Here is a 14,307-nt window from a genome sequence, read left to right on the forward strand (position 1 = left end):
CTCTCTGAGCAGTGTAGTATGCGACCTGACCTCATGACCACCGCCCCGGGGGACTGGAGTGCCCGCACCGCGCCGGAAATCCGCGAGTTGGCACGTACAGATGGTTCGGTGCTGATAGTTCCCATCGGCAGTATCGAACAACACGGTCGGCATCTCCCAGTCGCCACGGATTCGCTGCTCGTCTCTGCTGTCGCGCAGTTCGGCGTCGAGCGTGTCCGCGAAGAGGTCCCCGTCCTAACGTTGCCTACGTTCTGGAGTGGCTACTCTCCGCATCACCTCTCGTTTGGTGGCACGGTCTCACTGGAGTTCGAACACATGCAGCACGCCCTTGAGGATGTGGTCGATTCGGCACTGTCGAATGGCTTCGATGCGGTACTACTTCTCAACGGGCACGGCGGCAATGCCGCGCTCGTAGACGGAACCGTCAGCACGGTCGGAACTGAGCATCCCTCGGCGGAGGTGCTGGGGCTGACGTATTTCCAACTCGCTGAATCATTCATCGACGAGATCAGAGAGAGTGACCCGGGCGGGATGGGGCACGGCGGTGAGTTTGAGACTTCGTTGATGATGTACCTCCATGAGGACCTAGTCAGAACGGATGAACTGGACGGTACACCAATGGATGAACCCTACGACAAAGCGCTGGATGATATGTTCGCAGGTGGGCCTCTTGGTGTCTATCGGAGCTTCGAGGAATACTCAGAGACTGGCGCAATTGGTAATCCGGGTTTAGCAACCCCGGAGAAAGGACAGCGAATGTACGAGCGACTCGGGGATGAGTTGGAGGCAGTCTTGCGGCAGATCCACGACCAGAACACCGAGTGACCCACCGCGGAACCGAGGCCAGAGGCATTCGCTGCCTACCGGAGGCGATAAAATGAATGCCTGAATCAGGGCTACTTCGGAGTGCTGTCGATATTGACGGTCACGTTTTTGACCTGACTCATCTCATCGATCGTGTACTGACCGCCGATACGACCGACCCCGCTATCGGTCTTCGAGTGGCCGCCGACGGGTGTATGCGTTTCCCAGTGGGCGCTGCCCTCATTGATGTTGATGAGTCCGGCATGGATCTGTTCGGCGAAGCGGTACATCTTCGACACTGACTCAGTGAAGACGCCACAGGATAGACCCAAATCGATACCGTTGGCGATGTCGATGGCCTCGTCGTAGTCGGAGAACGTGATGATCGGTGCGATGGGGCCGAACGTTTCGGCCTCATTGGTCACCATGTCGGTGGTTACATCGTCCAAAACCGTCGGTTGGTAGTAGAGATTGCCCGGGAGCTGAGTCGAGCGCTCTCCGCCATGGAGGAGTGTTGCCCCTTTCGAGACGGCGTCCTCCACGTGCGCGTCCATCTTTTTGGCGACCGATTCGTTGTTGAGCGGCCCCATGTCGGTTGCCTCTGATAGGGGATGGCCGAGCGTCACTTCCTTGGTGTGTTCTAGTAACTGCTCCCGAAACGGTTCGTGGACGTCCTCGTGGACGAGGATGCGTTCACTCGCCGTACAGATCTGGCCGGCATTGGTAAAACAGCCTCCGGCAACGGTTTCGGCAGCATGTTCAATATCGGCATCATCGAGGACGATAACCGGACCGTTCCCACCGAGTTCCAACAAGGTCGGTTTGGCGCCTGCATTTCGCGCGACTAACTCGCCTGTCTCAGGGCTACCGGTGAAGCCGACGGCATCGGTGCCGCCGTGCTTCACGACAGCTTCTCCTACTACCGGCCCCTCCCCGGTAACCAGGTTTAACGCGCCGTCGGGGAGGCCAGTTTCCGCGAGCACTTCGACCAGTTTCACGGAAAAAACGGACGTTGTCGGTGCGGGAACCCAGACAATGGCGTTTCCGACCCCTAAGCCTGGGGCAAGATATTCGCTCGGAATCGTCAGCGGATAGTTCCACGGCGTGATGACTCCATAGACGCCGTGAGGTTCGCGGAGAGTGAACACGCGGGTATCTGGATCGGCCGCGGGAATGGTCTCTCCGCCCGCTCGCTTGACGTTCTCCGCGGCGTCACGATACATCTCGACAGCCAGATCGACCTCGATCTTCGCCTCGGTGAGCGGTTTCCCTTGGTCGGCCGAGAGCCACATGGCCAGGTCGTCAGCTTCGCTATTGATAGCGTCGGCAAGTTCGTGAACAAGTTCAGCTCGCTCAAACGCTGTCATTGCCGCCAGATCTTGCTGAGCCTCGGTCGCCGCCACGACAGCGTCGGACACGTCTTCTTCCGTCCCCATCGTAACCGTCCCGATTACCTCTTCAGTAGCTGGGCTGGTGGCAGGTGAGCTACGGTTTGGCTTACCCCGCCACTCGCCGTCGATGAAGAGACCGTACGCCTCCTGAGGCAAGTCGTAGACTTGGTGATCCGCTGTATCTCCCATATCCTGCCATCTTGGTCATGTGAGATAAACACTGGCACTTAATTGCTCGTCCCACGAGTTTGTATTCGACGCTCCCCGGGTCTATTCGGCGATATATTTATTACCCCCCTATGTGGATTGTCATGCCATGCCTAGCCAAAGGCGTAAATTCCTGAAGCAACTGGGAGTCGTTGGTACAGCAGCCGGCCTCGCAGGCTGTTCCGGCGAGGGTCAGAACACTCCAGCAGGTGGGAGTACCGAGACGGCTACTCCTGTTGAAACGAAGACGCTCGAGCCGGACATCGAGTACGAGGAGGTTCCGGAATTCAGTTGGCTTACCCTCGCTAGGGGAGATAATCCAGTCTACTACGAGGAGGCTCAACAGGCACAGGGCATGCTGGAAGAATTGGGATTCCGGTTTTCGGAGGACGTTTTCGAGTCGGGACAGTGGGTTGATACCCTCTTCGCGAAGGAGTACGACCTGGCGAATATCGGCTGGTCGAACACGGTCGAGCGGCTGTTCCCGTACTACAACCTCTACTTCAGTTTCCACTCCCAGTACGCGGGCGAGGGCGGTGGGAACTTCATGAACTGGACGAGCGACGAGTACGATACGGCCGTCGAAAACTTTGCGTCCGAAATGGACGACGAAGCTCGTCAAGAGCTGGCGTTCCGTTGTCAGGAGATCATCGCCCAGAACGCGCCAGTCGCAATGATGACCCACCCGTCGTCGTTGATCGCGCACAACACTCAGGAGTACTCTGGATGGGACCCGATGGTCGGCGAGTGGGCGTACTTCAACCCGACGACTCTCAAGACGGGCGTGGACGAGGCGGGCGACGGGACAGTGATCTTCGCCACGACGTCTCCCCCTGAGCAGTATCCCAACTTCATGTCCCACACGGGACCGGCAGCTGTGTTCCTCCACAAACTGAACTACGACCCACTGGTGCAGATGGACACGGAGGGTCAGCCGATCGCGGAGGGTGCGGCTCAGGATTGGGAAATCGTTGATGACACGACTATCGACGTCCAGCTACGCGAGGGCATGACCTGGCATGATGGTGAGCCAGTAACGCCGGAGGACGTCAAGTTTACGTGGGATTACGCAACGGAATGGGGTATCCCGTACCTCTCCTCGGACCTTGCACCCTACGAGAGCTCGGAGGTGATGAGTAACAACACGATCCGGTTCAACCTCAAGAATCCGTTCGCAGGGTTCGTGCAGGTCAGCCTTTACAGGGTACCCATCCTGCCCCAGCACATCTGGGACGGGGTCGCAGAGGAAAATGACCTCGACCATCCAGGACAGTGGACTGACCCAGATATGACGGGCAGTGGGCCGTTCATGATGACAGAGTACGACCCCGGCAACCGCATTGTCTTCGAGAAGCACGAAGGCCATTACCACGCTGAGGAGTACGATATGGACCAAATCGTGTACAACATTTACGGTTCGAACTCGACCGCCGTAGGTGATCTCATCAACGGTGATGCGACATTCTCTCAAGGCCTCGGAACCATCGACTGGGAACGGACGCAGGAGAGTGGAAATACGGAAGCGATCCAGAACCCAAGTATCCAGGCTAACGGGGTGTTCATGAATACGAATAACGAGCCGTTCAATGACGTGATTGTCCGTCGAGCGGTCGCACACGCGATCGACCGTTCGCTCATCGTTCAGACTGTACACCAAGGGAACGCCGAACCCGCAAAGTCTCCGATCGCACCGGCCAACGAGTTCTATCACAATCCCGACGTACCCGCGTACCAGCATAGCCTGAGCCGGGCCCAAGCCCTTCTTCAGGAGAGTGGGTTCAGATACGATGGCGATACCTTGCTTTGGCCGACAGATTGGGAGCCGAACACGGAATTCGTCAGCGTCGATAGCTAACTGATCATGACCCAAGCCCGTACATCGGACAGGCCGGACTGCGTGCTCTCAGGGCGGCTCACAGAGTCACGGCGATGGAGGGTCCATGAATAAGAAAGTCACCTTCATCCTTCAGCGACTGGCGCTGACGCTCGTCTCGCTGTTCGCAGTTGTAACGCTGCTGTTCCTGTTGTTCCGAATCATGCCCGGAGACCCGGCGAGTCAACTCGTGTCCCCGCGGTTCTCCGATGAACAGCGCCAGGCTATCCTCGCACAGCACGGGCTCACACAGCCGTTGCACATCCAGTACCTGTACTACTTGGAGAACCTCGCACAAGGGAACCTCGGTGTCTCGTTCCAGTACGGACGGCCGGTGCTACCGTTCCTTCTGAACAAGACGCTAAACACGCTCTCGATAACGGTACCTGCGCTATTCCTTGCATTCACGTTCGGGCCGTTCATCGGCGCGAACTTCGCATGGAACCGGAACGAATCCCTCGATTCGTACGGAACCGGTCTGGTGTTGATCGCGTTCGCTGCGCCGATATTCTGGACCGGAATGTTGGCGATCATGGTGTTTTCGTTCTGGCTCGGATGGCTCCCGTCCTCGGGGATGCACTCGGCGACCTACACCGAGACGTCGCTCGTCGGGCGGTTCGCCTCTCTCGAGTTCATCAGGCACGCGATCCTTCCGATCCTGATCTTCGGACTGTGGCGCTTGAGTCAGCCGACGCTGATCATGCGAAACAACATGATCGACGTTATCGGCGCAGACTTCATCAAGCTGAAACGCGCCGAGGGACTCGACGAGAGGCGAATCATGTACCGTCACGGGGCGCGAAACGCACTGCTGCCGTTGGTACACTATATGGCCTTAGCGTTCGGATTCGCCTTCGGCGGCTCCATCATCTTGGAAACGGTGTTCTCCTGGCCAGGGGTCGGACGGGCGATGTGGACCGCAGTCCTTGCCAGTGATTACCCCGTGGCCCAAGGGGCGTTCATGATCATCTCGGTTGCTATTATCCTGTTAAACTTCCTGGTCGACGTGCTCTCTGTGTACGTCGATCCGCGAGTGGCCGACACGGGGGTAGAGACGTGATCGAAGTCGTCCTCAATCGGTTGTCGACTGGCAGGCGACTCCAGTACGCACACTACATCGAGCAGATCCGTGATGGGGTGAACGTGTTCACCGAGAACCGGATGGCCACCGTCGCGATGGTGATCGTTCTGGCAACCCTCCTGATGGCGGTCTTTGCGCCGTTCATCGCACCGTATGAGCCGACCGAAACCGTCTACAATGACCAGGGACAGCCGGAGACACTCCAACCGCCGACGGTCAACAATCCGATGGGTACCAACCATCTGGCACAGGACATTTACAGTCAGTGGATATACGGGAGTCGGGTGTCGCTGCTTGTCGGCTTCCTCTCAGCCATCACAGTAATCTCGATCGGCACCACCGTCGGGCTCGTCTCCGGCTACTACAAGGGACTCATCGACCTTGTGTTGATGCGGGTAGTCGACATCCTCTATGCCATTCCGGCCACGCCGCTGGTCTTAGTCGTAGCCATGTTCTGGGGTAGTTCCGTCTGGACCGTCATAATCGCCATGATGTTGGTCCTCTGGCGGACCTCCGCACGGCTAATACGTTCGGAGACGATGTCGCTGGCAGAGCAACCATTCGTAAAGGCTGCCCGAGCTTCGGGGGCGAGCGACATGCGTATCATGTTCGTCCATATCGCACCGATCCTGGTCCCGATCATGCTCATTGAGGGGACTTTCGTTGCGGGATCAGCCATACTGCTGGAGGCTGGCATCTCTTTCCTGGGATTAGGTGCGACCGAGATGATGAGTTGGGGTGTGATGCTCCAGCTCACCTTCTCGAGTGGCGCGATCTCAGTTGCTTGGTGGTGGGTTCTCCCGCCGGGCCTCAGTATCACCGCCCTCGTGGTGTCGTTCTTCTACATCTCGCGGGGTATCGAAGACGTAACTAACCCACAAATCGAATAACCATGTCGTTACTCACTATCGAAGACCTCGGCGTCGCATATGAGGATGAGAGCACCGTCGTTCAGGCGGTTGAATCAGTGGACCTCTCGGTCGAAGCCGGTGAGACGCTCGGAGTCGTCGGAGAGAGCGGATGCGGGAAATCGACTATCATCAAGTCTCTCATCCGCATCCTCGACGAGAACGGTTCCGTCGATGAGGGTCAGATCCTGTTCAAAGGTCGGGACCTGACTCAGTATTCGATCGAGGAACTAAACGAGGAGATCCGCTGGAAGGAGATCTCCTACATCCCGCAGAATGCGATGGCCTCACTGGACCCCGTCTACCGGATCGGAGACCAGATCGTCGAGGTCATCCGCGCCCACACCGATCGGACCAAACAGGAGGCTCGAGATCGGGCAAAGGACCTGCTGACTGATGTTGGCTTGGACGAGGAACGACTCTACGACTACCCACACGAACTGTCGGGAGGTCAACGCCAGCGGGCGGTGATCGCTCTCGCGCTTGCGCTCGAACCGTCGGTCATCTTGGCGGACGAACCGACGACCGGTCTGGACGTAGTCATTCAAGACGAGATCCTCTCGCTGTTAGATGATATCCAAGCAGAGATCGATTGCGCGATTATCCTCGTCACTCACGACATGAGCGTCGTCGCGGAGGTAGCAGACACCATCGCGGTGATGTACGGTGGTCGTGTGATGGAATTCGGGCCGACAACGGAGGTGTTCGGCGAGAGCGCACATCCCTACACCATCGGCCTGAAGAACGCGTTCCCGTCACTGGAACGAGGAGAGAAGTCACGGCTAGTCAGCATTCCGGGAGCACCGCCGAATCTGAGAGACCCGCCGTCTGGGTGCCGTTTCAAAAGTCGGTGTCCCTTCGCTACTGCGGAATGCGATACCGTTGAACCGCCAACGGTCGAGGTAGGGGAACGTCATCGAGCCAAATGCCATTACACCGACCAAGCAGCCGATTTCAGAGAGGAAGGGAAGTCTGCAGAGCTCTGGCTTTCCGTTGGGGGTGAGCAGTAATATGTCGAGACAAACGACCAGCTCCGATTCAAAAACGCACCCACTATTCCGGGTGCAAGGTCTTTCGAAGTGGTTCTCGTCCACGGGCGAAGGGTCGTTCTTATCGAACCTCTTCTCCCAAGGGGACCACCTGAAGGCTGTCGACGATGTCGACTTCACCATCGGCAGAGGGGAGATTGTTGGACTGGCCGGCCAGAGCGGCTGCGGGAAGTCTACACTGGGCGAACTCTTGGTCGGACTCCAGGAGCCAACGGACGGACAGATCACGTTTGACGGTAACGACGTCAATTCCTTCGACTCCGCAGAAATGAACGCCTTCCGCAGAAAGGCACAGGTCATTTTTCAGGACCCGTATGAAGCGATGAACCCACGGTTCCCGGTCGCCCGTACTGTCTCTGAACCCCTGAAGATCCACGGCATTGGTGATCGAGAATCCCGAATTGAACGAACCAGGGAGACGCTGGAGGAGGTAGGACTCTCACCCGCCGAGAAGTATCTGGATAAGCTCCCGGGGGAACTCTCCGGAGGAGAACGCCAGCGGGTGTGTATCGCTCGGGCCATTATTCTGGACCCTGACTTCCTGATCGCCGACGAGCCGGTCTCGATGCTGGACGTCAGTGTTCGAACTGGCATCCTCCATCTGTTCGAGCGGCTTCAGGCCGAGCGAGATCTGTCCATTCTTTACATCTCTCACGATCTCTCCACAATAAACTACCTTGCCGATCGCACGATGATCATGTACCTCGGGAAGATAGTCGAGTCGGGGGTGACCGACCGGGTCATTCACGAACCGTCTCATCCGTACACTGAGGCACTGCTCGAATCAGTCCCCGACCCTGACCCGATGGCGACTCGATCTCGGGGTCAGTTAGAAGGACAGGTTCCGAGTCCAACTGATATCCCATCCGGTTGTCGATTCCATCCGCGGTGTGCCTACGCTGACGAGACGTGTTCAGCGGTCGAACCCGACCTTGAAGAGAAAGGTGAGGGTCAACGGGAAGTGGCCTGTCACTACCCCTTGGAGGCCAACTGACCATGGAAGTCGCCTCCATCGAAGCTATCCCAGTCGAGGTTGGGGTTCGACCTCTCGACGACGGGGGGATCGCACCTTACCGTGGCAAACACGGAGCGGTCGAGAACGTCGAACGAGTTCTGCTTCGGCTCGAAACCACGACCGGCATCGAAGGTTGGGGTGAGATTCGGCCGTCACCCTCGGTCGACTCGGCACTCGCAGTACTAAAGTCGGACATAATCCCAGAGGCAGTTGGTCGTCCGCTGTGGGCGATTGAGGCATTCAGGAATGCGTTCCACTACGAGTATTTGGACGTGAATGGCTACGTGGCAGGTGTTGAGATGGCAATGTGGGACGCACTCGGTCACGAGTTGGGTGTGCCGCTTCACCAACTTCTCGGGGGGCGGATCGATGAGGCGGTTCCAATTGCTGCAACGCTAGGTATTCTGAGTCCGGAGCGGTCCCGTGAATTCGCTCGTCGAGCCCTCGAGGCGGGCTACGATGTGCTGAAAGTGAAGGCTGGGCGCAACTGGAAGCAGGATGTTGACCGAGTCTTGGCGATGGATAACGAAGTCGACGGAGACTTGGAATTCCGCGTCGACCCTAATCAGGGCTGGACGTTCGAAGACGCCGTCCGCGTGGGAGCATGGCTCGAAGACGCCGGGGTGTATCTCCAGTATTTCGAACAACCCATCAGGGTCGATTCGATCGGGACCTACCGAAGTCTTCGGAGTCGCCTGCACACCCCTATCGGAATCAATGAAGACACCTATCATCGGCGAAATCTAACACAGCTTCTCCATGCAGATGCCATTGATGTGGCCGTGGTTGACCTCGTGCCTGCCGGTGGGATCCTCGCACTGAAGGCTCAGGCGGCGGTCGCGGATGAGTACGGTATCTCACTCGCCCATCATGACGGGTTCGATCTGGGTGTCAAAAAGGCCGCCGTGCTCCACTCTGTCGCCACTACACCGGCGATTAACTTGGCAGTGGACACGGTCTACCCACACTGGGAAGAGTACCTTCTGAAGGCCCCGTTGACAGTCTCGGAAGGGACGATGGTTGTCCCCGACGGGCCAGGGTTAGGGGTGTCGGTCGACCCTGCACAACTCGATCGACTTCGTATCGACTGATCGTTGATATCTATACGATCGAGTGGACCGATCGCTGCAGAGCTACCCAAACGGCTAATACCCAGCGGTCCACTTATCTGGGCGATGCGACTCGTCAGATTCTCTCACGGTGAGGAACAGCCACGGCTGGGTGCACTTGAACCGAGCACGGAAGTGGTCGTTGACCTCCAAGCGGTCGGAACCGACCTCGACGTCGGTATCCCCTCCAGTATGCGGACACTCCTAGCGAGGCCCCGGTGGCAAGAGACGGTCAAACTACTCCGAGACTACGCCATAGACGTAGAAACGGGCCTCCACGAACGGCAGGAAGTCGAGATCCTTTCCCCTCTCGTTGAACCCCAGAAGATCATCTGTGTTGGGCTCAACTACATCGAACATATCGAGGAATCCGAGGAAGAACGACCCGAGAACCCAGTATTGTTCTCGAAATATGCCTCCGCATTGGTTGGTCCCGGCCAAGCAATCAAGTGGGACCCAGAATTAACATCGGAAGTGGATTACGAAGTTGAACTTGCCGCTGTCGTCGGAAAACGAGCCCGGCGGATCGACAGATCCCGGGCGAGAGACCACATTGCCGGCTACACCGTCGCGAATGACGTCTCAGCACGTGATCTACAGTTCGCGGACGAGCAGTGGGTCCGCGGGAAAACGCTAGATACGTTTTGTCCGCTTGGTCCTGCGATCGTCACGGAAGACGAACTTGAGGATCCTGAGGACCTGCGACTGTGGGCAGAGGTAAATGGGGAACGGCTTCAGGACTCGACGACGGAGAACCTTATTTTCGGGATTGATGAACTCGTCTCATTCTGCAGTCGGGCCTTCACTCTCGAACCGGGAGACGTAATTCTCACAGGGACTCCGACGGGTGTCGGTGTGTTCAGAGATCCTCCCGTCCTGCTGGACGATGGGGATCAGGTCACGGTTGGGATCGAAGAAATCGGGGAGCTTACCAACATGTGCTGTCATCAGTAATCGCTGTCTCTGACTGGATTCGAAACCTAAGACGCTGGTAATATGTAGTTCCTTTGTTTAGGTTTCTATAATATTATGTTAATTCAGCTTATATACTAAAAGTAGGATGATTCCTACCCTCGCCACGACGCATTGCGGCCACATGTTCCGCCGTGACAGCCGGACCCGGTCCATGGCAGTGTTCAGATTGACTGGTTCCATCCGAAACTGAACGCTTGCAACCGAGATTCGACGGAGTTTGCGTCGGCGTGACTGTACCAGTTTAAAAATATAATTTCAGCATCCAATTTTTAAATAAGTATCCGACGTTGACTCGATTATTGTATGATTCGCATTAATACTCACAATTTGACAGAACAATGATGCATACAGCAAGTGCAGAATCGTTATGAAAGAGTGCATCGTCGACGGGATGTTTCTCGCGGAGTTCAGAGGGGATCAACACGGTACTTTTTGGCTTCCAGTCGGAGAGAGCTTTACAAGCAGGAAGACGTTCGTTTTGGGAGCGACAGCAGCGTCGAACCAAAATCGTTCATTGCTGAGTTGGGCCAGGATTCAGTAACTGCGACTTGAATCTGATCGGCGTCAATCAGGTAGTGTTCAGATAAGCTGGTTCCATGCGAAGGCGAACGCTTGCAGCCAATGTTCGACGGTTTCTGCGTCGGCGTGGCTGAAACAGTTTGAGAACTGGTTGGTTCGGCGTTTTATTTCTCTGAAGACACGTTCGACGCTGTTCCGAGTACCGTGTTTCTCGTATCTGTACTCAAGGCTGTGATGGTAGAGAGCTGCTTGCAGTCACGGTGTAGGATCGACGAGAAAGAGCGGATCATCGATGTGTTAGCTCTCTCCGAAATCGGTAATAATATCTCGATGATTAGATGGTTCCTCGCAGTGATGAGCTATATATCCAGCAAACATTTCATATCGAGAGCGATAGCAGCTGATAGCCAAACCAGTGAATTGTCGAGTTGATCGCGGTTCATCAACCGAGACGTGTCCGCGTCGGGAAGGTCGAGCGGCTGTCGATCTGCCTTCTGCACCCAGCTGGGAACGGTGATTCGACAGCCGTTGATGACCAATATATATGAAATTGAGGTAGTATCTGGATTTGACAATTTAGTCGGATGGAGTCGGATGCCGAACTGTTACCCCACGGTCTGATAATGGACGTGCCTTTCGCTACGAAGCGACGAATTTGCTGGGAATCGACGTCTGATAAAAGTCGAACATATCTATTCTATGCGTCTTTCTGCGATGTCCACGGTTTTGGGATCGATATCAGGCTACCACACTGTCACCGGTGTTTTCTGATCTTTGCGTCTAGACTGCTTAGCAAGTTCGACAGTTAAAATGCTCCATCCAACCGAATGACCGTTGATGAAACGACTGTTTTTCGGAAGAATGGAACACTGAATAAACGCAGGGTCCGTATCGATTTCCGGATATATATGGTTTCAACGAGAAGTCCGGAAATGAGTTGTCTGCCGTAACGGCTTTCCGCTCGAAAAGCCGTCAGTAGTTCCCCTGAAGTGTTACTGGACTCTCTATACTGCCTCCGCGTGCTACAGCCACGTATTCTAGCACTTGTGTCTCATTATTTCGTCTAGTTTACGCTCACTCGGTTACTTCGTCGGAGCATTCGCTCCAAGGGCATATTCATCGGGGTAAATCTGGTATGCAAGCGGATTAAGTTCGTACTTTTCTACGTAGTTCTTCGAAGCTCCGATCGTGTCGATATAGAACGATATCGCGTACGGGCCTTCGTCTCGAACCAGCGTCTGGGCCTCGTTCATGTACTGTTGTTTTTGCTCTCGGTCGGTCTCTGCGATCGCATTGTCGACGAGATCATCGAACTCTTGGTTCGTCCAATCGGATTCGCTGTTCCAGTTGCCTTCGGAGTGCAGCATCAGCTTCATGAAGTTCGCCCCGCTGATGCGCATTCCGTATGCACCGACGTAGAACGGGGATTTTCTCCACACGGTAGCACTCCAGGTGTCGTATCCCATCGTTTCGAGTTCGAACTCGATGCCGACTTCCTCGAGCTGCTCCTGCATCAACACAGCCGTACCCCGCATGTGCGGGATATTACTGGCTGTCTGCAGCGTCAGGTCGAACTCCTCCGTCAGGTTGATGCCATCGGGATATCCTGCTTCGGCGAGAAGTTCTCTTGCCTTCTCGAGGTCTTGCTCAGGTGGATCGATATCGGCATGAAAGTCGTACGCGGGGGAGAGAAGATTATCCTGTCCCACCACTCCGAGTCCATCTTGGACCGCGCTTAGAATTGCTTCACGGTCAATAGCGTGTTTTACGGCTTTTCTCACACGAGGGTCGGACCACGGTTCAACGCTCGTGTTCATGACGAAGTTCGCGATCTCTCCCCCTGGCGTCCTATGGGCGTTTGCGTCGCTGAGGTTCTGGAGCTGCCCCCATTGACCGTACCCAGGTTGCCAGATGATGTCGACGTCTTCTCCTCGGAGCGCGTTGACCTGATTACTTTTCTCAGGGATCGTTATTTGACTGATTCTATCGACGTACGGGAGTGGTTCCCCGTCGTCACCGGTCCTGTAATAGTCGTCGTACGCGACCCCGACAAGTTCGTCACCGGGGGCGAACTCCTCCAACGTGAAGGCACCTGACCCATGCTCCTCCGTTCCGAGTGCCTGCCGCTTTTCGGGATCAGTGACGATGTCCTCTGGAACGATCGACCCCCATCCCTTGGAAACGAGTTTGGCGAAGTCAGAGTTACTCCCGCCGAGAATGAACCTGACAGTGGTTTCATCGACGGCTTCGACCTGTTGAATGTCGCCCATCGTTCCCATTCCTGGGCTCCCAACATCCTCATCGTACACCGTTTCGAACGTCGCTTTCACATCCGAAGCGGTGACCTTGCTCCCGTCGTGGAACGTTGCATCCCGCAACGAGAACGTCCACTCATCGGACGCGTCATTCGATGACCAGTCTGCGGCCAAATCGCCGTATGGTTCGAGATCGGGGCTGACACGGGTCAGGGTGGAATAAAACAGCTTCACTCCCCAACGTTGTGGGAACTTCGAGGACATCATTACCGGGTTTATCGTCGAAGTTTCCGGCGTGATGGCTATCCTGAGATGGCCTCCACGCAGATTGTTAGAACTCGATCCGGACTCTGACCCAGAGGCAGATCCCTCTCCCGAACCTGAGTCATCGCCCGACGAGCCTCCTTGGTTGGAGTCACCCGTGCAACCGGCGAGCCCAGTCACAGCACCTACACCGATCAGTCCCAAATAGTGACGCCGTTCAAGGGTACTACCTGGACGGTTTGCTACTTCTTGGCGCATTGCAAGCCAACGACTAACACACACCATAATAAACATTTCGACTGGCGTGGTTCTGGCAATGAGAATTTAAATAGATGCTTATAGAATCATTCTTTGTTATATCTGAGTAGAGCAGGACTTTGCTGAGAACCTGGTCCGCAGCAGCGCTCCAATCCCAGTCAGTAATTTCGAGTGGTATCAACAATCGCTACCCTACCCTCCCGAAGCGTGTCTGAGGGAGTCATTGCGGTCTAAATGGGGAGTTCCAAGTACGTGTCGTATCCCAGATTCAGCAATGTGGCCCCTCATGCACAGAAACAATTGTCCCTCGTCTTACTCCACCACGAGTTTTTCTCAGTCAATTTAGGGGAGATCTCTGGCTACACCACTAAGATTTGCAATATACAAATAACGGAGTGGTGGGTGAGCATGCGAAGGTGAAATTCCGGTCATGACTCGGTGTTCAATGCGATCTCAATATCAAGCCCATATGTAGTCTAATTAATGAGTTTGGAGAATATCCCGCCCCCGATTACAAACCTATGGTTGTAATGGATAGGTAGATTCAGCTTTCAAACGGGCGTTCGTTTGGCTTGGGGTGAATAAACAGATCGAAACTT

At 55.7% G+C, this 14,307-nt stretch carries 10 protein-coding genes and 1 pseudogene; 8 read left to right on the forward strand and 3 right to left on the reverse strand.

The genetic code is table 11. The annotated features are described in order from the left end of the window. The first annotated feature begins 18 nt into the window (after window positions 1-18). A complete protein-coding gene (locus K6T50_RS17460; RefSeq protein ID WP_225935487.1) occupies window positions 19-825 on the forward strand; it encodes a creatininase family protein in 807 nt (268 codons plus the stop codon). Between the two features lie 71 nt (window positions 826-896). Here K6T50_RS17460 and K6T50_RS17465 read toward each other — a convergent pair whose 3' ends face one another. Next, on the reverse strand, window positions 897-2,384 hold the full coding sequence (locus tag K6T50_RS17465) for an aldehyde dehydrogenase family protein (protein ID WP_222609511.1): 1,488 nt from the start codon (window positions 2,382-2,384) through the stop codon (window positions 897-899). Window positions 2,385-2,511: 127 nt separating this feature from the next. Between K6T50_RS17465 and K6T50_RS17470 the strand changes: the two genes are divergently transcribed. The 7 genes from K6T50_RS17470 (at window position 2,512) to K6T50_RS17500 (ending at window position 10,391) form a co-directional block, all read left to right on the forward strand. Then, the gene (locus K6T50_RS17470; RefSeq protein ID WP_222609512.1) at window positions 2,512-4,257 is read left to right on the forward strand and encodes an ABC transporter substrate-binding protein; all 1,746 of its coding nucleotides are present in this window, start codon (window positions 2,512-2,514) and stop codon (window positions 4,255-4,257) included. Between the two features lie 85 nt (window positions 4,258-4,342). Beyond that, on the forward strand, window positions 4,343-5,335 hold the full coding sequence (locus K6T50_RS17475) for an ABC transporter permease (RefSeq protein ID WP_222609513.1): 993 nt from the start codon (window positions 4,343-4,345) through the stop codon (window positions 5,333-5,335). Continuing rightward, complete coding sequence (locus K6T50_RS17480) at window positions 5,332-6,246, forward strand: ABC transporter permease (RefSeq protein ID WP_222609514.1); 915 nt, start codon at window positions 5,332-5,334, stop codon at window positions 6,244-6,246. The genes K6T50_RS17475 and K6T50_RS17480 overlap by 4 nt, the downstream gene beginning before the upstream one ends. Before the next feature lie 2 nt (window positions 6,247-6,248). Next, window positions 6,249-7,274 carry an ABC transporter ATP-binding protein gene (locus tag K6T50_RS17485; protein WP_222609515.1) on the forward strand — a complete coding sequence of 342 codons (1,026 nt, stop codon included), beginning with the start codon at window positions 6,249-6,251 and terminating at the stop codon, window positions 7,272-7,274. A 1-nt stretch (window position 7,275) separates the two neighbouring features. Beyond that, the gene (locus K6T50_RS17490; RefSeq protein WP_222609516.1) at window positions 7,276-8,307 is read left to right on the forward strand and encodes an ABC transporter ATP-binding protein; all 1,032 of its coding nucleotides are present in this window, start codon (window positions 7,276-7,278) and stop codon (window positions 8,305-8,307) included. A gap of 2 nt (window positions 8,308-8,309) precedes the next feature. Further along, a complete protein-coding gene (locus K6T50_RS17495) occupies window positions 8,310-9,419 on the forward strand; it encodes a mandelate racemase/muconate lactonizing enzyme family protein (protein ID WP_222609517.1) in 1,110 nt (369 codons plus the stop codon). 84 nt (window positions 9,420-9,503) lie between these two features. Next, window positions 9,504-10,391: a fumarylacetoacetate hydrolase family protein gene (locus K6T50_RS17500; protein WP_222609518.1), complete on the forward strand. Its 888-nt coding sequence runs from the start codon at window positions 9,504-9,506 to the stop codon at window positions 10,389-10,391. A 600-nt stretch (window positions 10,392-10,991) separates the two neighbouring features. Here the strand turns inward: K6T50_RS17500 and K6T50_RS19025 are convergent. After that, window positions 10,992-11,225, reverse strand: a pseudogene (locus tag K6T50_RS19025) (IS6 family transposase); the annotation flags it as partial. Window positions 11,226-12,013: 788 nt separating this feature from the next. After that, entirely contained in the window at window positions 12,014-13,453 is a 1,440-nt protein-coding gene (locus K6T50_RS17505) for an ABC transporter substrate-binding protein (RefSeq protein ID WP_222609519.1), read from the reverse strand. Window positions 13,454-14,307: the final 854 nt, after the last annotated feature.

The sequence above is a fragment of the Halobaculum magnesiiphilum genome (assembly GCF_019823105.1).
Taxonomy (GTDB): Archaea; Halobacteriota; Halobacteria; order Halobacteriales; family Haloferacaceae; genus Halobaculum; species Halobaculum magnesiiphilum.